The sequence below is a fragment of the Enterobacter sp. Taxon_8 genome, assembly GCF_058354585.1.
Genome location: NZ_CM177989.1, coordinates 1,606,237 through 1,627,371 on the forward strand (window position 1 = coordinate 1,606,237; position 21,135 = coordinate 1,627,371).

The window sequence follows — 21,135 nt, forward strand, 5'->3', positions numbered from 1 at the left end:
TTAAACGTTTCTTATTTGATTAAAATGCGCTCAGGAAGATATTTTTTAAATTTTTTCATTGAGTGCAGAATGCTGTCTTTCGAAATGGTGAAAAGAACATCATCTTCAGTTTCTTTTTGACGAACAGCACCGAAACGCTCATGAAATCTGAGGACAGAAAGATTACCTTTACGAACGTCGAAGTGGGCACTGGTAAATCCTAATTTCAAAGCGTAATAATAAACTAGAAGTGCCGATTCAATTGCAAAGTGTGAAGGTGCATCCTCATGAATGACCCATGATCCCCAGCAGAAAGAATCTTGCTGCTGATCGTAAATTCTTACCGTTCCAAAAGGTATATCTTCAAGGTCGGTAATGATGAAGTAGGCTTGGCCCTCGCTTTTAAGATAACTTTCGATCCATTTCTCCTGAGCTTTAATATCATCAGAGGTGGTGCTTATAAATCGCCCCTTTTTCTCATTCGTTCTCAGCGCAACAATGAAAGCTGCATCATCGGCTTTAACATTTCGAAGTTTAACAGAGCGACCAACGATAAGGTCTGTCTGGTGAATTACTGGAATAGACATAGCAGTTCCTTTTTGCGTAGACATATTGAATGTATTCAAATTTTATAGAAACGTTTGTACCAGTCTACAAAGTTCTTCACCCCATCTTTAATCGAGGTTTGCGGTTTAAATCCGATCGCATCATAAAGTGGCTGGGTATCGGCGCTGGTTTCCAGAACATCCCCGGCCTGGAGTGGCATCATATTTTTTTCCGCTTTTTTACCCAGGGCCTCTTCCAGAGCGGTGATGTAGTCCATCAGCTCTACTGGTGAACTGTTGCCGATGTTATAAACCCGATAAGGCGCTGAGCTGGTCGCAGGTGAGCCGGCCTCAACGGTCCAGTTTGGGTCTGACCGAGGAATAACATCCTGAAGGCGAATAATGGCTTCAGCGATATCATCAATGTACGTGAAGTCGCGCTTCATCTTACCGTAGTTATAGACATCGATGCTTTTGCCTTCAATCATCGCCTTGGTAAACTTAAACAGTGCCATGTCAGGGCGTCCCCACGGACCGTATACGGTAAAGAAGCGCAGCCCAGTTGTCGGCAGGTGGTAGAGATGCGAATAGGTGTGCGACATCAGCTCATTGGCTTTTTTGGTCGCGGCATAAAGCGAAACCGGGTGATCCACGGAATCGTCAGTCGAGAAGGGCATCTTGCGGTTGAGGCCATATACGGAGCTGGATGAGGCATAAAGCAGATGCTGAACATTGTTATGGCGACAGCCTTCCAGCACGTTGAGATGCCCAATAAGGTTGGCATCAGCATACGCGTGCGGGTTTTCCAGGGAGTAGCGTACACCCGCCTGCGCGGCAAGATGAATCACACGATCAAACTTCTCAGCCGCGAAAAGCGTGGCCATACCTTCCCGGTCGGCTAATTCCAGCTTGTGAAAGGTGAAACGCTCAGATTTTAACAGTTCCAGGCGTGCCAGCTTCAGGTTGACATCGTAGTATTCATTGAGGTTATCGATACCGACAACCTGATGACCAGCCTCAAGGAGGCGTTTACTGACATTCGCACCGATAAAACCTGCGGCACCCGTGACCAAAAATTTCATAGCTTCCCTCATAAACCTTATTCTTTAGATGCCGTAACGCATCACATGGCGTCTATGATAGCGCGAAGGGGGTTAGTTACATAACCCATCTTTCCGATATTACTCATCGGATTCTTATAGAAAAATCGCCAGTAATCGTTAAACTATACAAACTTAATTATGTTTGCCCTTTTTTTACCAGTTAGGGATTGTATGACGCAAAACAAGAATGACCAGGCCGCTCCAGGTAACGAGCTTGAGCAAATTGATTTACTTGATTTAGTGCTGCAGCTATGGCGTGGAAAATGGGTGATAGCAGCCTTTGTCGTTGTTTCTATCGCCCTGGCAATTGGATTTTTATCCGTTGCAAAAGAAAAGTGGACCTCAAGTGCAATTATTGCACAACCTGACGCAGCTCAGATTGCCAGCTACTCCAATGCATTGAATATTCTTTATGGTACCGCAGCGCCTTCAATGCTTGACAATCAAACGCGCGCTATTGACCGTTTTAGTGCCTCTTTCTCTGCATTATCTCAGGCGCTGGACAATCAGGCAGAGCCTGAAAAGCTCACCATCGAGCCTGCTGTTAAAGGGCAAGCGCTACCATTAAGCGTTTCCTATACAAGTACATCCGCAGAAGCCGCACAAAAGCAGTTGGCGCAATACATTCAGCAGGTTGATGAGCAAACGGCTAAAGAACTCGCTGCTGATCTTAATGACAACATCAAAGCGCAGATAAAAACCCTGAACGATTCTCTGAAAAACCAGGAGAAGGTCGCTCAGGAGCAGAAAGATCTGCGTATCAAACAGATTGCTGAGGCGTTGAAGAACGCTGAAGCGGCGAAAATTACCTCGCCTCAGCTTCAGCAAACCCAGGAGGTAACTCAGGAAACGATGTTCCTGCTGGGAAGTGAGGGGCTGAAATCAATGATTGACAACGAAGCTTCTCTCCCGTTGGTTTTCCCAAGAGCCTATTATCAGACACGAAGAAATCTCCTTGATATCCAGAATCTGAACGTAAACCCGGACACAATCCACGTTTATCGTTATGTCATGAAGCCGGATCTTCCTGTTCGCCGTGACAGCCCGAAAAAAGCCGTGATCCTGATTCTTGCCGTGCTACTGGGCGGAATGATTGGTTCTGGCGTGGTGCTTGGCCGCAACGCATTGCGCAACTACAAACCAAAAGCCTGATTTGCAGATAAAAAAACCGGGGATATTCCCCGGTTTTTTTATTTGTGCCGTTTGCGAAGATTTTCAATCACCGCCGTCAAATCCAGCTCCTGATCCTGCAGCAGCACCAGCAGGTGATACATCAGGTCCGACGCTTCATTCGTCAGCTCCTCGCGGTCATGCACCGTCGCGGCCAGCGCGGTTTCAACGCCTTCTTCACCTACCTTCTGCGCAATACGCTTGGTTCCGCTGGCGTACAGCTTTGCGGTATACGAACTTTCAGGGTCAGCCGTTTTACGCTCTGCCAGCAGCTTTTCCAGTTTATACAGGAACAACCACTGGTGGCTCGCCTCGCCGAAGCAGCTGCTTGTGCCCTTATGGCAGGTTGGGCCGATTGGGTTTGCCAGCACCAGCAGGGTGTCGTTATCGCAGTCTGGCGTAATGCTCACTGCATTCAGGAAATGACCCGAGGTCTCGCCTTTGGTCCACAGGCGCTGTTTCGTGCGGGAGTAGAAGGTCACTTTGCCGCTGGCGAGCGTTTTCGCCAGCGCGTCCTGATTCATATACCCCAGCATCAGCACTTCGCCTGAGACTGCATGCTGGACAACCACCGGCAGTAATCCGTCCGTTTTTTCCCAGTCCAGCTGCGCCTGTTGTTGCTCTGTTAACATACCCTGATCTCCACGCCCTGGTCGGCCAGGTACGTTTTTAACTCACCAATATTAATAATCTGCTTGTGGAACACGGAAGCGGCCAGCGCGCCGTCCACGTTCGCATCGCGGAAGGCTTCCAGGAAATGTTCCATGGTGCCCGCGCCGCCGGAGGCAATCAGCGGAACGTGGCAGACCTCACGAACTTTTTTCAGCTGTTCGAGGTCATACCCGTTACGCACGCCATCCTGATTCATCATGTTGAGGACAATCTCGCCAGCGCCACGCTTCTGCACTTCCTGCACCCAGTCGAGCGTTTCCCACTGCGTCACGCGCGTGCGGCTTTCATCCCCCGTGTACTGGTTGACGTGATACTTGCCCGTTGCGGCGTCATACCAGGTGTCGATCCCAACCACAATACACTGCACGCCAAAACGATCGGCGAGGCGGGTAATGAGCTCCGGGTCGGCCAGGGCAGGGGAGTTGATGGAAATCTTGTCGGCGCCAAACGAGAGGATTTTGGCGGCGTCGTCAGCGGACTTAATTCCGCCCGCCACGCAGAACGGAATGTCGATCACTTCCGCCACGCGTTCCACCCAGCTTTTGTCAACCACGCGGCCATCGCTGGACGCGGTAATATCGTAGAACACCAGCTCGTCTGCGCCTTCATCAGCATAGCGTTTTGCCAGCGGAACGATGTCGCCAATGATCTCGTGGTTGCGGAACTGCACGCCTTTCACGACCTGGCCGTCACGTACGTCCAGGCAAGGGATTATCCGTTTTGCCAGCATTGAATCGCCTCCGTCACAGTAAATTTACCTTCCAGCAAAGCCCGGCCCACAATCACACCCTGCACACCGGTACCGCGCAGCGCGGCTACGTCGCCTATATCACCGATACCGCCGGAAGACTGGAACGCTATCTGCGGATAACGCGCACAAACCTCTTCATAAAGCGAGACGTTGGAGCCAGCCAGCGTGCCGTCGCGGGAGATGTCAGTGCATAACACGTGCTTCAGGCCAACGGGCAGATAGATATCAACCAGCTCTTCCAGCGTCACGCCGGAGTTTTCCTGCCAGCCGCTGACGGCCACCTGCTTGTTGCCCTGTTCGTCAATACGCACGTCCAGCGCCAGTACAAGGGCGTCGGCGCCAAAGCGGCGGAACCAGCCCTTCACCGTCTCAGGATCTTTCACGGCGGTTGAACCTACCACCACGCGGGCCACGCCAGCGTCCAGCAGCGCCGCGACGTCATCTTCCGTACGCACGCCGCCGCCAACCTGTACCGGCACATCAACACCCGCAACAAGTTGTTTAAGCAGCGGGATCTGGCGTTTCGCCGGGTCTTTCGCGCCAGTCAAATCCACAAGATGCAGTACCTGTGCACCCTGGGCGGCATAATCCTGCAGACGCGGCAGCGGATCGTTTCCGTAGTCTCGCTGCTGCCCGTAATCACCCTGATGCAGACGGACAACCGTACCGTCAATTAAATCTAACGCGGGAATAATCATCACATCTCCAGGAAGTTTTTCAGCAGCTGCGCGCCCGCGGCGCCAGAGCGCTCCGGGTGAAACTGCACGCCGAAGAAATTATCTTTCTGCACGGCTGCCGTAAACGCCTCGCCGTAAGTGCACTGGGCGATCGTATTCACGTGCACCGGCATGGCGTAGCTGTGCACGAAGTAAAAATACGCGCCGTCTTCGATGCCGCGAAACAGCCTGTCGCCGGCTTTGGGGTACACGCGGTTCCAGCCCATATGCGGCAGAGGCAGACCGTGGTCAGTCATTTTCGGCACGTCTTCGTCAATAATGCCCAGCAGGTCAACGCCGTTATTCTCTTCGCTGCGGCGGCCCAGGATCTGCATGCCCAGGCATATGCCCAGCACCGGCTGGGTACAGGCCTTGATCAGATCGATCAGATCGCGTTCGCGAATCTGATCCATTGCAGCCTGCGCGGTACCTACGCCCGGTAAAAAGAGTTTGTCGGCTCGCAGCACCACGTCCGGGTCACGGCTCACCACCGGCTCGTAGCCGTGGCGAGCAATGGCCGATTTTACGGAGTTCAGGTTGGCGCATCCGGTATCCAGAATCACCACATTCATTACAGCACTCCTTTCGATGAAGGCAGGGCGTCACCTTCCACGCGAATTGCCTGGCGCAGGGTACGACCAAAGGCTTTGAAGAGACTCTCCACGCGGTGGTGGTCGTTCTTGCCTTTGGTTTTCAGGTGCAGCGTCAGTCCCATGGTGTAGGACAGGGAACGGAAGAAGTGCTCCACCATTTCGGTGCTGAGATCGCCGACGCGCTGGTAGGTGAAATCAGCTTTGTATTCCAGGTGCGGACGACCCGAGATGTCCATGGCGCAGCGCGCCAGGCACTCGTCCATCGGCAGGACAAAGCCAAAACGGTTGATGCCGCGTTTATCACCGAGCGCAAGCTTCAGTGCTTCACCCAGCGCCAGGCCGGTATCTTCCACTGTGTGGTGATCGTCAATATAAAGATCGCCTTTTACCGTAATTTCCATGCGGAAACCGCCGTGGGTGGCAATCTGGTCCAGCATGTGGTCGAAAAAACCCACGCCGGTGTGGATCTTGCTGCCGCCTTCGCGATCCAGCCAGACCTTCACATCAATTTGCGTCTCTTTGGTGTTACGTTCAACGTGCGAGTAGCGGTCACGTTTTGTCAGCTGCTCGCCAATCATCGTCCAGTTCAGGTTGTTGCGGTCGTATCGCAGTCCCGCGATGCCCATGTTTTCCGCCAGCGTAATATCGGTGATGCGATCGCCGATAACATAGCTGTTGGTTTTATCCAGCGCATCTTCAGCCAGGTAGCGCTCAACCAGCTTCACCTTTGGCTTACGGCAGTCGCACTCGTCGGCCGGCATGTGCGGGCAAATCAGCACCTCATCAAATACCACGCCCTGAGAGGCCAGCACCTGCATCATTAAATTATGCGGGCCGTCAAAGTCTGCCTGCGGGAAGCTGTCGGTACCCAGACCATCCTGATTGGTGATCATCACCAGCCTGTATCCGGCTTTTTGCAGCTTGAGCAGCACCGGGATCACGTCCGGTTCAAAGGCCAGCTTGTCGAATCGATCGACCTGAAAATCGGCTGGTGGCTCCGAAATAAGGGTGCCGTCACGATCGATAAAAAGGATCTTCTGGGTCATACTTTCTCCGCTTTCAGGGCGTCAATCACGCGCTGGCTCTCTGCGCGGGTGCCGACGGTAATGCGCAGGCACCCGCTCAGAGAAGGTTGTTTATTCTGGTCTCGTAAGATAATGCCCTGATCCCATAAAGATTTAAATACGGCACTCGATGCGGTGAAGCGTACCAGGATGTAGTTGGTTTCCGAGTCGAACACCTGCTCCACGCACGGGATATCCTTCAGGGCAGTCACCAGATACTGACGTTCCTCCAGGATTTGCGCCACGCGCTCGCGCATCGCGTTGATCCCCTGAGGCGTCAGCGCCTGTGCCGCAATATCGGCAACCGGCGTTGAGAGCGGGTACGGGGCGATCACCTTCAGCAGCAGGTCGATGACCTCTTTATTCGCCAGCGTAAACCCGCAGCGCAGGCCCGCGAGGGCGAAGGCTTTTGACAACGTGCGCAGCACAACGAGATGCGGATACTCTTCCAGCCAGCCCGTCAGCGTCGCCTGCGGGCAGAACTCGATGTAGGCTTCGTCGGCCACCACCAGCGCTTTACCGCGCGTCATCTCCAGCAGGGTGCGGATATCCTGCGGGTTAATAATCTGCCCGGTCGGGTTGTTTGGGCTGCAGACAAACACGACTTTTACGCCGTCGAGATTGTCGGCAATCCCCTGCAGATCCAGCTGCCAGTTCTCCAGCGCCTGCACGTTGCGGCACGCCACGCCGAAGGTTTCCGCGCTGACGCTGTACATGCCGTAGGTAGGTTGACAGTACATTACCGCGTCTTTGCCCGGCTCGCAGAACGCGCGGATCAGCAGTTCAATGCCCTCATCCGCGCCGCGGCTGACCAGCACCTGCTCTGGCTTCACGCCCGCGTACTGCGCGTAGTTTTCGATAACCGCTTTCGGCTGACACTCCGGATAGCGGTTCAGCGTTTGCTGCGAAAGCTCAAACTGCACCGCAGTCGGGAATTCGTTAGCATTCAGCCAGACATCCCCTTTTCCGCCCAGACGACGCGCAGACTGGTAAGGCGTCAGGCGACGGACATTTTCGCGGGCTAATTCTTCAATGTTCATGCTTGCTCCTTCAGGGCTGCAACGCGCAGCGTAACGGCATTTTTGTGGGCGGTCAGGCGCTCGGCGGCAGCCAGGGTTTCAATGGTCGAGGCCAGTGAGGCAAACCCTTCGCGGGAGAGTTCCTGCACGGTCATTCGCTTCTGGAAATCCGCCAGGCCGAGGCTGGAACAGGTTGAGGTGTAGCCGTACGTTGGCAGCACGTGGTTGGTGCCGGAGGCGTAATCGCCCGCTGACTCCGGTGACCAGTCGCCGAGGAACACCGAGCCCGCGCTGGTAATGCTGTCGACCAGATCGCGCGCGTTGCGGGTCTGAATAATCAGGTGCTCCGGGCCGTACTGGTTAGAAATGGCAATGCACTGCTCAAGATCGCGCGCCACAATCAGGCGGCTGGCCGCTAACGCCTGGCGTGCCGTTTCGGCGCGAGGCAGGTCGGCAAGCTGACGCTCAACGGCTTCGCCCACGCGTTTTGCCATATTGGCGTCCGGCGTCAGCAGGATGACCTGCGAGTCCGGGCCGTGTTCCGCCTGTGAAAGCAGGTCGGATGCCACGAAATCCGGCGTTGCGCCGCTGTCGGCAATCACCAGCACCTCAGACGGGCCGGCAGGCATATCGATGGCCGCGCCGTCCAGACGCTGGCTGACCTGGCGCTTGGCTTCGGTCACATACGCATTGCCCGGACCAAAGATTTTGTCGACCTTCGGAATGGATTCCGTGCCGAGCGCCAGGGCCGAAATCGCCTGCGCGCCACCCACTTTATAGACCGCCTGCACGCCGCACAGCTTCGCCGCGTAGAGGATCTCGTCGGCAATCGGTGGCGGCGAGCACAGCACCACTTTCTGACACCCGGCAATCCGCGCGGGAGTCGCCAGCATCAGTACGGTGGAGAAAAGCGGCGCAGAGCCGCCGGGAATATAGAGGCCGACGGACGCAACCGGGCGGGTTACCTGCTGGCAACGCACGCCGGGCAGGGTTTCGACATCTACGGTCTGCAGCTTCTGCGCGGTGTGGAAGGTATCAATGTTTTTCACCGCAACAGCCATTGCCTGCTTGATGTCGTCACCCAGACGATTGCTGGCATCAATGATTTCCTGCTCGGTAACCTGTAATGCGCCGACTTCCGTCTTATCAAACTTCGCGCTGTATTCACGCAGCGCGTCATCGCCACGGGCTTTGACGTTATCCAGGATCTCTGCCACGGTGAGCGAGATGCTTTCAGAGGCGGAAATCGCCGGGCGCATCAGGAGCTCGCGCTGCCGTGCGTCGCTACAGGTATTCCAGTCGATGATTGTGTTAAAGCTCATGGCCATTACTCCATCATCTTCTCAATCGGCAGCACCAGGATGGAGCTTGCACCCAGCGCCTTCAGTTTTTCCATGGTTTCCCAGAACAGGGTTTCGCTGCTCACCATGTGCATCGCCACGCGCTGCTGATCGCCCGCCAGCGGCAGGATGGTTGGGCGCTCGGCGCCCGGCAGCAGGGCAATCACTTCATCCAGGCGCTCGGTTGGGGCGTGCATCATGATGTACTTGGACTCACGCGCCTGAATGACGCCTTGAATGCGGGTCAGCAGCTTGTCAATCAGCTGCTGCTTGGCATCCGCCATCTCGCCGTCGCGCTGAATCAGGCACGCTTTGGAGCGGTAGATCACTTCCACTTCGCGCAGGCCGTTCGCTTCCAGCGTCGCGCCGGTAGAGACCAGGTCACAGATGGCGTCCGCCAGGCCCGCACGCGGCGCCACTTCAACAGAGCCGTTCAGCAGACAGGATTTAAACTGCACGCCTTTCTGATCCAGATAACGCTTTAACAGGTGAGGGTAGGAGGTGGCAATACGTTTGCCGTTCAGCGCGGCCGGGCCGTCCCAGGCTTCATCAACCGGCGTTGCCAGCGACAGGCGGCAGCCGCCGAAGTCCAGACGACGCAGGGTGAAGTAACGCGGATCTTCGCCCTGCGCGCGGCGGGTCAGCAGCTCTTCTTCCAGCACGTTTTCCCCGATGATGCCGAGGTCAACGACGCCATCCATGACCAGGCCGGGAATATCGTCATCACGCACGCGCAGAATGTCGATGGGCATGTTTTCAGCCAGAGCAATCAGGCGCTGGGTGTGCAGGTTAATTTTAATCCCGCAGCGGGCCAGCAGTTCGCGTGAATCGTCACTCAAACGGCCTGATTTTTGAATAGCTATGCGTAAACGTGAGTTATCTAACATTCTTTATTCCTCGTTAACCTGTTTTAACCTGTCTGAATTCGGTCCAAAAAAAAGCCCCCGGAAGAAGATCTTCCGGGGGCTTTTTCATGCGTTCATGCACCACTGGAAGATCCAAACGTCTTCCAGCACACATCGCCTGAAAGACTAGTCAGGATGATGGTGATGATGGTGGTGTTTAAATTGAACGCGTGTCATATAAATTCTCGATGAATGCTTATTCATTTGATGTCTTTTAACCTAAACCAGTTGTGCGACATATTGCAAGGGCTTTTTTTGATCATTAATTCATTTCATATTGATGCTATGAATTGTGTGTTCTGCCGGGCTGGCGTAGCCTTATGAAAGACGAGTAAGAGTCAGGAGAATTCGCATGAAAAAGGTCGCGATTGTCGGTTTAGGATGGCTGGGAATGCCGCTGGCGATGTCATTAGCCGCGAAAGGCTGGCAGGTGACCGGGAGTAAGACCACCCGAGATGGGGTCGAAGCGGCGCGCATGTGCGGTATTGATGGCGTTGAACTGCGTCTGGAGCCGGAACTGGTGTGTGATGCGGACGATCTGGACACGCTGATGAACGTGGATGCGCTGGTGATTACGCTGCCCGCGCGGCGCAGCGGACCGGGCGAATCATTTTATCTGCAGGCGATGCAGGAGATTGTCGACAGCGCGCTGGCGCATCACGTACCGCGCATTGTTTTCACCAGCTCGACGTCGGTCTATGGCGATGCTGAAGGTGTGGTAAAAGAGAGCTCCGAGCGCCGTCCCGTTACGGCGAGCGGTCAGGTCCTGAAAGAGCTGGAAGACTGGCTGCATAATCTTCCCGGCACGCAGGTTGATATCGTGCGTCTGGCAGGATTGGTGGGGCCTGGACGCCATCCGGGACGCTTCTTTGCCGGAAAGACGGCGCCAGACGGCCAGCATGGCGTGAATCTTGTCCATCTTGAGGATGTTATTGGCGCGATTGAGTTACTCTTACAGGCTCCGAAAGGCGGACACATCTATAATATATGTGCACCGTCTCATCCGGCGCGCAGCACCTTTTACCCGCTGATGGCACGTCAGCTTGGCCTGGCTCCGCCGGTCTTTAGTGAGGCAAAAGATGACAGCAAGGGCAAAATTGTTGATGGCAATCGCATTTGTCATGAGCTGGGGTTTGAGTATCAGTATCCCGATCCGCTGGTGATGCCCATGGAATAAGATCCGCAGCGGAGACGATCGCACACCAGAAGGGGGCGAGCATGAAACCGCTGCTGGATGTTCTTATTATTCTGGATGCACTGGAAAAAGAGGGGAGCTTTGCCGCTGCGTCGGCAAAGCTCTACAAAACCCCATCTGCGTTGAGCTATACCGTTCAAAAACTGGAAAGCGATCTCAATATTCAGATCCTCGATCGCTCCGGGCACCGCGCACGTTTTACCCGAACCGGACAGATGCTGCTGGAAAAAGGCCGCGAAGTTCTGCATACCGTTCGCGAGCTGGAAAAACAGGCCGTTAAGCTCCATCAGGGATGGGAAAACGAGCTGGTTATTGGCGTGGATGATACCTTTCCGTTTTCTCTCCTGACGCCGCTGATTGAAGCTTTTTATCAACACCACAGCGTGACCCGTCTTATCTTTATCAACGGCGTGCTGGGTGGCTCCTGGGATGCTTTAACGCAGGGCAGGGCGGATATTTTTGTCGGTGCACTCCATGAGCCTCCCCAGCTGAGCGATTTTGGTTTTGCCCGGCTGGGCGTGCTGGAGCAGGTATTTGCCGTGGCGCCCCATCATCCCCTGGCTCAGGAGCCTGAGCCGCTTAACCGTCGTATGATTAAAGGCTACCGCGCCATCGTGGTTGGGGACAGCTCTCGTCCGGAATGTTCGGCCTCCTCGCAGCTGCTTGATGAGCAGGAGGCCATCACCGTTTTCGACTTTAAAACCAAGCTGGAGCTGCAAATAAGCGGCCTGGGCTGCGGCTATTTGCCCCGCTATCTGGCGCAGAGGTTTATTGACAGCGGTGCGCTTGTTGAAAAACAGGTACTTGCTCAAAACAGCCATGAGTCGGTGTGGGTGGGCTGGAATGAACAGACCGCCGGGCTGGCCAGTGCCTGGTGGCGCGACGAAATTTTAGCAAATAGTGCTATCGCCGCTGTTTATGCTCAGGGCAGCGTCGAGAAATCAGCCAGTTAGCAAAAAGAAAATTACCCGCTGCGTTGCAAAGTATTGCCTTTTGTATCCGATGTGGGGCAAAATGCCGCCGCTGCAACCAAATGAATAATCGACGATATAAAAGGCGTCGGTTATTTTTTTTTGCATGTACGAAACGAAACTAAAAACCAAGAGGCCGGGCTTCGTACCGGATAGATATTTACTAAAATCCGACAGTTGTTGTCGCTGAGGAAGAAACAAATGGGGCAATTTTTCGCTTACGTGGCGGTTATCACCTTAAAGGAGAATAACTATGTCGCATAACGCAACTCCAAACACCTCTCGCGTGGAATTACGTAAAACGCTTACGTTGATTCCGGTTGTTATGATGGGCCTGGCCTATATGCAACCGATGACGCTGTTCGATACATTCGGTATCGTATCAGGCCTCACAGACGGTCATGTGCCGACGGCTTACGGCTTCGCGCTGATTGCGATCCTCTTTACCGCGCTGAGCTACGGTAAGCTGGTTCGCCGCTATCCGTCTGCCGGTTCCGCCTACACTTATGCACAGAAATCCATCAGCCCGACGGTTGGCTTTATGGTGGGCTGGTCTTCGCTGCTCGACTACCTGTTCGCGCCGATGATCAACATTCTGCTGGCAAAAATCTATTTTGAAGCGCTGGTGCCATCGATTCCATCCTGGATGTTCGTCGTGGCGCTGGTGGCCTTTATGACGGCCTTCAACCTGCGCAGCATTAAGTCTGTTGCCAACTTTAACTCCGTTATCGTTGTGCTTCAGGTTGTCCTGATTGCCGTTATTCTTGGCATGGTGATCTATGGCGTGTTCCACGGCGAAGGCGCTGGTACGCTGGCGAGCAGCAAACCGTTCTGGTCTGGTGATGCGCATGTGATCCCGATGATTACCGGGGCAACCATTCTGTGCTTCTCCTTTACCGGTTTTGACGGGATCAGCAACCTGTCCGAGGAAACGAAGGATGCAGAGCGCGTGATCCCGCGTGCCATCTTCCTGACGGCGCTGATTGGCGGTCTGATCTTTATTTTCTCGACCTATTTCCTGCAGCTGTACTTCCCGGATATCTCTCGCTTCAAGGATCCGGATGCGTCTCAGCCAGAAATCATGCTGTATGTGGCGGGTAAAGCGTTCCAGGTTGGCGCGCTGATCTTCTCCACCATCACCGTACTGGCATCCGGTATGGCCGCGCATGCAGGCGTTGCGCGTCTGATGTACGTAATGGGCCGCGATGGCGTATTCCCGAAAAGTTTCTTCGGCTACGTGCATCCAACCTGGCGTACCCCGGCGATGAACATTATCCTGGTCGGTGCGATCGCGCTTCTGGCGATTAACTTTGACCTGGTGATGGCAACGGCGCTGATTAACTTCGGTGCGCTGGTGGCGTTTACCTTTGTTAACCTGTCGGTTATCTCTCAGTTCTGGATCCGTGAAAAGCGTAACAAAACGCTGAAAGATCACTTCCAGTATCTGTTCCTGCCGATGTGTGGTGCCCTGACCGTGGGCGCGCTGTGGGTTAACCTGGAAGAGAGCTCGATGGTGCTTGGCCTGATTTGGGCGGGTATCGGCCTGATTTACCTGGCCTGCGTTACGAAGAGCTTCCGTAACCCGGTTCCGCAGTACGAAGACGTCGCGTAAGACTGTGTCGGGTGGCGGTTACGCCTTACCCGACCTACATAACCCGTAAGCCCGCGTAAGCGCAGCGCCGCAGGGCAAAAAAAAACCGGAGACCATCGCCTCCGGTTTTTTTATTTCTGACTTTCAGACTATCTCTTGCGCGTACTGGAACAGGGATTTCAACAGTGCCTGTTTCTCAGCATTCCCTTCATACTGGCCATAAAGCATTTCCAGCTCCTGAGCATAGCTGTGCAGATACTCTGGGGTAAATACGTTGCGACGGTGCTGCAGCCAGCGTTCCTGCTCTGCTTCATCCAGGGTTCCCGGGTAATTACGCGCGCGGTAATTAAACATCAGCTTTTCGATGCGCTTATCGGCGAAGGTGATATCAAGCGCCGGTAAGTTACGCGGCTCGGTTTGCAGAACGATATTCATGGCCGCGCGATCGGCATCGCTGAAGAAGCCGTTATAGAGCTGGGCATCCACGTTTTCAGACGGCACGAATGGTTCCGCCTCGGCAAAGATAGCAACCACTTTCTCGCGCACCTGCGGGTTTTCGCGCAGCACTTTCAGGTTATCGAGGCAGTGCTGACGGTTGATGCCCAGCCTGTCTGCATCTTCCGGGCGCAGCGTGTTCGCCTGAGCGAGTACCGGACATTTATTTATATGCACCAGTTTGACCGGCACCGCGGGCAGATCGCCGAGTTCATTTTTTGGCGTGTACAAACGTTCGCGCAGGGTATCGCTGTCGAGCTCCAGCAGGGGTGAAATATCGCCCGCCAGGTCCACCATGATGACCGCATTACGGTTGTCCGGATGCCACGCCAGCGGGGCAACCCAGCTGGTATTGCCGCGCCATGCACCAAACATGCCGGAAATATGCACCAGCGGCTTCATCTGCGGTACGTCGATAAGGGTCATAAGCTTCTGCTTGCTGCGATGGCTTAGCAGATACTCAAACAGCCGGGGCTGTGCGCTTTTCACCAGCTTCGCCATGGCAATGGTGGCATAGACGTCCGCCATCGCGTCGTGGGCGTTGCTGTGCTCGATACCGTTGGCGCGCGTCAGGTGTTCCAGCCGGAAGCTGGTCAGCCCTTCCTCATTTTCCGGCCAGTTAATGCCTTCAGGACGCAGGGCGTAGCAGGCGCGCATGATGTCGAGCAAATCCCAGCGTGAATTGCGGTTCTGCCAGCTCCAGGCATAGGGATCGTAGAAGTTGCGATAAAAGATATTGCGCGTCACTTCGTCATCGAAGCGGATGTTGTTGTAACCGACCACGCAGGTATTGGGGACGGTAAACAGATCGTGGATGCGTCGGGCGAACTCTGCCTCGTTAACGCCTTTCTCCCGCGCTTCCTGAGGGGTGATGCCGGTAACCATGACCGCGCCGGGCTGCGGCAGGTAGTCATCCGCAGGCTTGCAGTAAAAGACCTCGGGCTCGCCAATAATGTTGAATTCGTCGTCGGTACGGATGGCGGCAAACTGCGCCGGTCGGTCCAGCGCCGGGTGAGTGCCAAAGGTTTCGTAGTCGTGGAACAAAAAAGTCGGGCGAGCGGCAGAGTCAGACACCAGTAATACCATCCTGTTAAAAAATGACGTCACTATGGTAAACGATCGCGCGGGTCAGACCGAATAAAAAGCACCGCCGCGTGGCAAATTTGCGCGCCAGCTTCAGAGAAAAATCTGCGTTCTGTCACATTTTTTTGCAATTAAGCCAGGTAACGACATCAGAACTCCCGTAAAAAGGTCATCGATTTTTACTGACCTGAGGATATACCGTTGAAACGCCGTCTGTTTATTGCTGTTTCTTTACTCGCTTCGAGTGTCTCATCTGCTTTTGCGGCCGAACCACTGGATTTTTCGCCGCAGCCTCCGGCCATTCAGGCTGGCTCCTGGGTGCTGATGGACTACACGACTGGTCAGATTTTAACGGCGGGCAACGAACATCAACAACGTAATCCGGCGAGCCTGACCAAGCTGATGACGGGCTATGTGGTTGATCGGGCCATTGATAGCCACCGCATTACGCCGGACGACATTGTCACCGTAGGGCGTGACGCGTGGGCAAAAGGTAACCCGGTTTTTGACGGCTCGTCGCTGATGTTCCTGAAAGAGGGCGATCGCGTCTCCGTGCGCGATCTGAGCCGCGGCCTGATAGTCGATTCCGGCAACGACGCCTGCGTGGCGCTGGCCGATCACGTGGCGGGCGGGCAGCCGCAGTTCGTGAAAATGATGAACGACTACGTGCAGAAGCTGAACCTGCGCGATACGCATTTTGAAACCGTCCACGGGCTGGACGCGCCGGGCCAGCACAGCTCCGCCTATGACCTGGCCGTACTCTCCCGGGCCATCATCCACGGCGAGCCTGAGTTTTACCATATGTACAGCGAAAAGAGCCTGACCTGGAACGGGATCACCCAGCAAAACCGTAACGGCCTGCTGTGGGATAAAACCATGAACGTGGACGGCCTTAAAACGGGGCATACCTCGGGGGCTGGCTTTAACCTGATTGCGTCTGCCGTAGACGGCCAGCGCCGTTTAATCGCTGTGGTGATGGGGGCGGACAGCCCGAAAGGGCGTGAGGACCAGGCCCGAAAACTGCTGCACTGGGGACAGCAGAATTTCGATACGGTGCAGATCCTGCATAGCGGAAAAAAAGTGGGGACGGAGCGCATCTGGTACGGCGACAAGGAACAGGTGAAACTGGGAACCGACCAGGACTTCTGGCTGGCCTTGCCGAAAGCGGAAGTGCCGAACATCAAAGCCAAATACGTGCTGGATAAAAAAGAGCTGGAAGCGCCGATTGCCGCGCATCAGCGGGTCGGAGAAATCCAGCTCTATGACCGCGACAAAGTGGTAGCCCACTGGCCGCTGGTAACGCTGGAAGCCGTTGATAAAGGCGGCCTGTTCTCTCGACTGAGCGATTACCTGCATCACACGCTATAAGTCCTGCTGAGCAGACTGGCAGGGTTGCGAGTCTGCTCACATAATAAACACTCCTCGTTTGCTGATAATGATAATCCAGTTTTATAGTGTATAAATATACAGTAATAAATGGAGGCAGCATGGACTACAGCATTAAGCAGCAACAGAAACGTAAGATTGCCGGTTTTCATTTGGTCGGCCCGTGGGAACACACGGTAAAGCAGGGCTTTGAACAGCTGGTCATGTGGGTTGACGGGCGTCACATTGAGCCGCTGGAGTGGGTTGCGGTCTATTACGATAACCCGGATGAAGTCCCGGCAGAAAAACTGCGCTGTGATACGGCCGTTACCGTACCGGACGATTTCGTTATTCCGGAAAACAGCGAAGGCGTCATGATGACGGAAATCGCGGCCGGGGACTATGCCGTGGCGACGGCTCGCGTGGAAAACTACGACTTCGCCACGCCCTGGTATCAGTTCTTCAATTCCCTGCTGCAGGACAATAAATACCAGATGGCGCTAAAGCCCTGCTTCGAACGCTATCTCAATGACGGCAATGCGGACGGTTACTGGGATATCGAAATGTATATCGCCGTCGAGCATAAAACGGTTTAAGCCTGCTAAATGAAGGGTTTTTCAGCCGGGATCGATCCGCCCGGCTGAAAACACAGTACAATTGTGGTTTGCCGTGTAGCTGGAGAGCGGGTGTGCGTCCCGACAAATCATTAACTCCTTTTGAAATTCGGTTGTATAAACATTACCGCGTTGTGCACGGGTGTCGCATCGCGCTGGCTTTCGTATTGACGTTTGTACTGGTCCGTTTGCTGGACGTTCCGGAAGGGACGTGGCCGCTGATCACGCTGGTGGTGGTGATGGGGCCCATCTCGTTTTGGGGGAACGTGGTTCCGCGCGCCTTTGAACGAATTGGCGGGACTGTTCTTGGCTCGGCCCTGGGTCTTATTGCGCTGAAGCTGGAGCTCATCTCATTTCCGGTGATGCTGGCATGGTGCGGTGCCGCTATGTTCCTCTGCGGCTGGCTGGCGTTGGGCAAAAAGCCCTATCAGGCGCTGCTGATTGGTATTACTCTCGCGGTGGTTGTCGGGGCGCCCGCCGGGGATATGACCACGGCGCTGTGGCGAAGCGGGGATGTCATCCTGGGGTCACTGCTGGCCATGCTTTTTACCGGTATCTGGCCGCAGCGGGCTTTTCTGCACTGGCGTATTCAGATGGCTAACTACGTTACCGCCTTTAACCGCGTTTATCAGGCCGGTTTTTCCCCTAATCTGGTCGAGCGCCCGCGGCTGGAAAAGCACCTGCAAACCATCCTTAACGACGTGGTTAAAATGCGCGGCCTGATCACGCCCGCCAGCAAAGAAACCCGCATTCAAAAATCGATTTTCGAAGCTATCCAGACGGTAAGCCGCAACCTGGTCTGCATGCTTGAACTGCAAATCAACGCCCACTGGGCTTCGCGTCCCAGCCATCTTTTGATGCTTAATGCGCAGACCCTCAAAGAGACTCAGCAGATGACGCAGCAAACGCTGTTGACCATCGCTCATGCGCTTTATGAAGGCAACCCGCAGCCGATACTGGCCAACAGCGAGCGACTGAATGAGATCGTCGCGGAGCTGAAGCAGTTAATCAATGAACGCCAGAGCGATAACGTGGCTGAAACGCCTATTCATGGCTACGTCTGGCTGAGCATGGAACTGGCGCGGCAGCTTGAGCTGTTATCGCACCTTATTTGCCGGGCGCTGCGCAAATAAAAGGCGTATGTGACGGCTGCTGCTTCGATTCAGCAGCAATTGGGGTTATGATAGCTTTAAACGATATACTCATTGTCATTCGCAGCCGCTGTCAGTAAGGTTATTGTTACAACGGTTGCCTTAACGAATCCGAATCTCACATTATCAGGGGTGTAAAAATGGAAACTACCAAGCCTTCGTTCCAGGATGTTCTGGAATTCGTCCGCCTGTTCCGCCGCAAAAACAAACTGCAGCGTGAAATCCAGGACGTTGAGAAGAAGATCCGTGACAACCAGAAACGTGTTCTGCTGCTCGACAACCTGAGCGACTACATCAAGCCAGGCATGAGCGTTGAAGCTATCCAGGGCATCATCGCCAGCATGAAGAGCGACTATGAAGACCGCGTTGATGACTACATCATCAAAAACGCAGAGCTGTCCAAAGAGCGTCGCGACATCTCCAAGAAGCTGAAAGTGATGGGCGAAATCAAAAACGGCGAAGCAAAAAGCGAGTAATCGCAGCGAATCGTGAAAAAGGCTCTCTGGTGACAGAGAGCTTTTTTTTATGACTCAGAACGCGGGTGCAGCTGATAAATCCAGGCCTGAACCTGCTTGCCTTCAGAGGTGGTCACGGTGACCTCAACCCGGTCATAGCCGTCTTCAAATTCATCCAGCATTTGCCAGTGTGCGGCAAGGTTATCAGAGATAAACAGATAGCCTTCGACGCGGGGACCATCAGGGTGGAGCACGATCCCCGGGAAGTCCGCCGCAGCACCCCAGCCGCGTTCGTAAAACGTGCCGGATACGGAACCGGCCAGCCATTCGCCGCCGATGTTCTCAAGAATATGCGCATTAGAGTGGCCCGGGCGCAGCGTGCCGTAGACAAACAGAGCGTTCATTTTCCCTCATCCGCAAAGCAAAAAGCCTGCTTTAAAAGCAGGCTTTTTAAATTTGGCTCCTCTGACTGGACTCGAACCAGTGACATACGGATTAACAGTCCGCCGTTCTACCGACTGAACTACAGAGGAATCGTTGTGGAGGCTTATCTTAGCGGCGAAAAAAGTTTTGTCAAACCTGATCTTAGGGAAAATCGACCGATTGCTGATTCTATCGTCAGTTTGTTGTAAATCCACACATCTTTTTCTGGAAAATACTTTGCAGGATTAGCATTTGTCCCCCATCATTTGAAATGGAGTTTCAACTTTTCTCGCTAAGGTCCATTTTGAACGTCACTGCCTCCTTACGCCAGGCGATAACGCGCACGCCATGGTATGCAAAACGTAAAAGCTATCGTGTCCTGTTCTGGCGTGAAATCACCCCTCTTGCTGTGCCTATCTTCCTGGAAAATACCTGCGTTCTGCTGATGGGGGTTCTGAGCACCTTTCTGGTGAGCTGGCTGGGTAAAGAGGCGATGGCTGGGGTTGGGCTGGCGGACAGCTTTAACATGGTGGTGATCTCGTTCTTTGCCGCCATAGACCTCGGGACGACGGTGGTGGTGGCCTTTAGCCTCGGCAAGCTGGATCCCAAACGTGCACGCGAGGCGGCCCGCCAGTCGCTGATGATCATGATCATTTTTTCGAGCGTCCTGGCGGCGGTGATCCACTATTTTGGTAAAGAGATTATCGACTTTGTCGCCGGGGAGGCCACGAACGAGGTTAAAGACCTGGCGCTGACCTACCTGGAGATGACCGTCATAAGCTATCCGGCAGCGGCCATTGCCCTTATTGGCAGCGGCGCGCTGCGCGGGGCGGGCAACACCAAAATTCCGCTACTGATCAACGGCGGGATGAATATCCTCAATATCATTATCAGCAGCGTGCTGATCTACGGCGTGTTCTCGTGGGACGGGCTGGGCTTCGTCGGTGCCGGACTGGGTTTAACCATTTCACGCTATATCGGTGCGGCAGCCATCATCGGGGTACTGATGGCGGGGATCACTCCCTCGCTGCGCCTCACGCTGAAAAGCTATTTCCGCCCCTTTAATTTCGCCATTATCTGGGAAGTGATGGGGATCGGTATTCCTGCGAGCATTGAGTCGGTGCTGTTTAACGGCGGGAAATTGCTGACGCAGATGTTTGTCGCCGGGATGGGCACCGACGTGATCGCCGGTAACTTTATCGCTTTTTCCATCGCCTCGCTGATTAACCTGCCGGGTAACGCGCTGGGGTCGGCATCGACCATCATCACCGGTAAACGGCTCGGGAAAGGGCAGATAGGCCAGGCGGAGCGGCAGCTGCGGCATGTTTTCTGGCTGTCGACCATTGGACTGACGCTGATCGCCTGGGGAACTGCGCCCTTTGCCGGGCTGATGGCCTCGTTTTATACCCACGAAGACGACGTTAAAGAGGTCGTTAAGATCCTCATCTGGCTCAACGCGGCCTTTATGCCCATCTGGGCGGCCTCATGGGTATTGCCCGCCGGGCTGAAGGGGGCGCGCGACGCCCGCTTTGCGATGTGGGTTTCGATGCTCGGCATGTGGGGATGTCGCGTTGTGGCGGGGTATACGCTCGGGGTAATGCTCGGATGGGGAGTGGTCGGCGTCTGGCTGGGGATGTTCCTCGACTGGGCCGTACGTGGGGCGCTGTTCTACTGGCGGATGGTCAGCGGGCGCTGGCTGTGGAAATATCCGCGGAAAAATGCCTGACAATTGCGCGAAGTGGAGAATAATTCGGCAAACGATCGGAAATATGCATTCTGCCTTTGACATCCCGGGGGAGCATCGATAATATGCGCCCCGTTCACACGATTCCTCTGTAGTTCAGTCGGTAGAACGGCGGACTGTTAATCCGTATGTCACTGGTTCGAGTCCAGTCAGAGGAGCCAAATTTGAAAAGCCTGCTTTTGAAGCAGGCT

At 54.6% G+C, this 21,135-nt stretch carries 23 protein-coding genes, 2 tRNA genes and 1 other annotated feature; of the genes, 11 read left to right on the plus strand and 14 right to left on the minus strand.

Going from position 1 to position 21,135, the window contains the following annotated elements:
* Nucleotides 1–11: 11 nt before the first annotated feature.
* Nucleotides 12–566 carry a GNAT family N-acetyltransferase gene (locus tag AC4IBF_RS07570; protein ID WP_491463242.1) on the minus strand — a complete coding sequence of 185 codons (555 nt, stop codon included), beginning with the start codon at nt 564–566 and terminating at the stop codon, nt 12–14.
* 35 nt (nt 567–601) lie between these two features.
* A complete protein-coding gene (locus tag AC4IBF_RS07575; protein WP_491463243.1) occupies nt 602–1,606 on the minus strand; it encodes an NAD-dependent epimerase in 1,005 nt (334 codons plus the stop codon).
* Nucleotides 1,607–1,798: 192 nt separating this feature from the next.
* On the opposite strand from AC4IBF_RS07575, the gene wzzB reads away from it, so the two are divergent.
* A complete protein-coding gene (wzzB, locus tag AC4IBF_RS07580) occupies nt 1,799–2,779 on the plus strand; it encodes an LPS O-antigen chain length determinant protein WzzB (RefSeq protein ID WP_491463244.1) in 981 nt (326 codons plus the stop codon).
* A 38-nt stretch (nt 2,780–2,817) separates the two neighbouring features.
* Here wzzB and hisIE read toward each other — a convergent pair whose 3' ends face one another.
* The 9 genes from hisIE to hisL all read right to left on the minus strand — a co-directional run bounded on the left by hisIE (nt 2,818) and on the right by hisL (nt 10,034).
* Nucleotides 2,818–3,429 carry a bifunctional phosphoribosyl-AMP cyclohydrolase/phosphoribosyl-ATP diphosphatase HisIE gene (gene hisIE / locus AC4IBF_RS07585; RefSeq protein ID WP_133294760.1) on the minus strand — a complete coding sequence of 204 codons (612 nt, stop codon included), beginning with the start codon at nt 3,427–3,429 and terminating at the stop codon, nt 2,818–2,820.
* Nucleotides 3,423–4,199: an imidazole glycerol phosphate synthase subunit HisF gene (gene hisF / locus AC4IBF_RS07590; protein WP_111966136.1), complete on the minus strand. Its 777-nt coding sequence runs from the start codon at nt 4,197–4,199 to the stop codon at nt 3,423–3,425. The genes hisIE and hisF overlap by 7 nt, the downstream gene beginning before the upstream one ends.
* Nucleotides 4,181–4,918: a 1-(5-phosphoribosyl)-5-[(5-phosphoribosylamino)methylideneamino]imidazole-4-carboxamide isomerase gene (gene hisA / locus AC4IBF_RS07595; protein ID WP_111966137.1), complete on the minus strand. Its 738-nt coding sequence runs from the start codon at nt 4,916–4,918 to the stop codon at nt 4,181–4,183. Before hisA ends, hisF begins: the two co-directional genes overlap by 19 nt.
* A complete protein-coding gene (gene hisH / locus AC4IBF_RS07600) occupies nt 4,918–5,508 on the minus strand; it encodes an imidazole glycerol phosphate synthase subunit HisH (RefSeq protein ID WP_111966138.1) in 591 nt (196 codons plus the stop codon). Before hisH ends, hisA begins: the two co-directional genes overlap by 1 nt.
* Nucleotides 5,508–6,575 carry a bifunctional histidinol-phosphatase/imidazoleglycerol-phosphate dehydratase HisB gene (gene hisB / locus AC4IBF_RS07605; RefSeq protein WP_491463245.1) on the minus strand — a complete coding sequence of 356 codons (1,068 nt, stop codon included), beginning with the start codon at nt 6,573–6,575 and terminating at the stop codon, nt 5,508–5,510. The genes hisH and hisB overlap by 1 nt, the downstream gene beginning before the upstream one ends.
* Nucleotides 6,572–7,633, minus strand: coding sequence for a histidinol-phosphate transaminase (gene hisC, locus AC4IBF_RS07610; RefSeq protein ID WP_111966140.1), 1,062 nt, complete (start codon nt 7,631–7,633; stop codon nt 6,572–6,574). The genes hisB and hisC overlap by 4 nt, the downstream gene beginning before the upstream one ends.
* Complete coding sequence (hisD, locus tag AC4IBF_RS07615; RefSeq protein WP_248174578.1) at nt 7,630–8,934, minus strand: histidinol dehydrogenase; 1,305 nt, start codon at nt 8,932–8,934, stop codon at nt 7,630–7,632. The genes hisC and hisD overlap by 4 nt, the downstream gene beginning before the upstream one ends.
* A 5-nt stretch (nt 8,935–8,939) precedes the next feature.
* Complete coding sequence (gene hisG, locus AC4IBF_RS07620; protein WP_000886595.1) at nt 8,940–9,839, minus strand: ATP phosphoribosyltransferase; 900 nt, start codon at nt 9,837–9,839, stop codon at nt 8,940–8,942.
* Nucleotides 9,840–9,884: 45 nt separating this feature from the next.
* Nucleotides 9,885–10,008 (minus strand) — a sequence feature (His leader region).
* Complete coding sequence (hisL, locus tag AC4IBF_RS07625) at nt 9,984–10,034, minus strand: his operon leader peptide (protein WP_001364200.1); 51 nt, start codon at nt 10,032–10,034, stop codon at nt 9,984–9,986. Its footprint overlaps the feature before it by 25 nt.
* A 175-nt stretch (nt 10,035–10,209) precedes the next feature.
* Here hisL and AC4IBF_RS07630 point away from each other — a divergent pair, with 175 nt between their 5' ends.
* The 4 genes from AC4IBF_RS07630 (at nt 10,210) to plaP (ending at nt 13,635) form a co-directional block, all read left to right on the plus strand.
* Complete coding sequence (locus AC4IBF_RS07630) at nt 10,210–11,034, plus strand: SDR family oxidoreductase (protein WP_111966141.1); 825 nt, start codon at nt 10,210–10,212, stop codon at nt 11,032–11,034.
* A gap of 41 nt (nt 11,035–11,075) precedes the next feature.
* Nucleotides 11,076–12,005 carry a LysR substrate-binding domain-containing protein gene (locus tag AC4IBF_RS07635; RefSeq protein ID WP_111966142.1) on the plus strand — a complete coding sequence of 310 codons (930 nt, stop codon included), beginning with the start codon at nt 11,076–11,078 and terminating at the stop codon, nt 12,003–12,005.
* A 219-nt stretch (nt 12,006–12,224) separates the two neighbouring features.
* A complete protein-coding gene (gene yoeI / locus AC4IBF_RS07640) occupies nt 12,225–12,287 on the plus strand; it encodes a membrane protein YoeI (RefSeq protein ID WP_111966150.1) in 63 nt (20 codons plus the stop codon).
* Complete coding sequence (gene plaP / locus AC4IBF_RS07645) at nt 12,277–13,635, plus strand: putrescine/proton symporter PlaP (RefSeq protein WP_023312362.1); 1,359 nt, start codon at nt 12,277–12,279, stop codon at nt 13,633–13,635. The genes yoeI and plaP overlap by 11 nt, the downstream gene beginning before the upstream one ends.
* A gap of 123 nt (nt 13,636–13,758) precedes the next feature.
* Here the strand turns inward: plaP and sbcB are convergent, their stop codons facing one another.
* Nucleotides 13,759–15,195, minus strand: a complete 1,437-nt coding sequence (sbcB, locus tag AC4IBF_RS07650; RefSeq protein ID WP_414146661.1) for an exodeoxyribonuclease I — start codon at nt 15,193–15,195, stop codon at nt 13,759–13,761.
* Nucleotides 15,196–15,393: 198 nt separating this feature from the next.
* On the opposite strand from sbcB, the gene dacD reads away from it, so the two are divergent.
* From dacD to AC4IBF_RS07670, 4 genes are all read left to right on the plus strand, one after another.
* Nucleotides 15,394–16,560, plus strand: coding sequence for a serine-type D-Ala-D-Ala carboxypeptidase DacD (gene dacD, locus AC4IBF_RS07655; protein ID WP_032646438.1), 1,167 nt, complete (start codon nt 15,394–15,396; stop codon nt 16,558–16,560).
* A gap of 119 nt (nt 16,561–16,679) precedes the next feature.
* Nucleotides 16,680–17,153: a DNA gyrase inhibitor SbmC gene (sbmC, locus tag AC4IBF_RS07660; RefSeq protein ID WP_149367481.1), complete on the plus strand. Its 474-nt coding sequence runs from the start codon at nt 16,680–16,682 to the stop codon at nt 17,151–17,153.
* 92 nt (nt 17,154–17,245) lie between these two features.
* Entirely contained in the window at nt 17,246–18,304 is a 1,059-nt protein-coding gene (locus AC4IBF_RS07665; protein WP_133294755.1) for an FUSC family protein, read from the plus strand.
* Nucleotides 18,305–18,462: 158 nt separating this feature from the next.
* On the plus strand, nt 18,463–18,798 hold the full coding sequence (locus tag AC4IBF_RS07670; RefSeq protein ID WP_008499467.1) for a DUF496 family protein: 336 nt from the start codon (nt 18,463–18,465) through the stop codon (nt 18,796–18,798).
* 47 nt (nt 18,799–18,845) lie between these two features.
* Here the strand turns inward: AC4IBF_RS07670 and AC4IBF_RS07675 are convergent, their stop codons facing one another.
* Entirely contained in the window at nt 18,846–19,181 is a 336-nt protein-coding gene (locus AC4IBF_RS07675; RefSeq protein ID WP_133294754.1) for a gamma-glutamylcyclotransferase family protein, read from the minus strand.
* Between the two features lie 53 nt (nt 19,182–19,234).
* Nucleotides 19,235–19,310, minus strand: a tRNA-Asn gene (locus tag AC4IBF_RS07680).
* Between the two features lie 161 nt (nt 19,311–19,471).
* Here AC4IBF_RS07680 and emmdR point away from each other — a divergent pair.
* A complete protein-coding gene (gene emmdR / locus AC4IBF_RS07685) occupies nt 19,472–20,926 on the plus strand; it encodes a multidrug efflux MATE transporter EmmdR (protein WP_252093215.1) in 1,455 nt (484 codons plus the stop codon).
* Nucleotides 20,927–21,029: 103 nt separating this feature from the next.
* Nucleotides 21,030–21,105 (plus strand) — tRNA-Asn (locus tag AC4IBF_RS07690).
* The last annotated feature ends 30 nt before the right edge of the window (nt 21,106–21,135 follow it).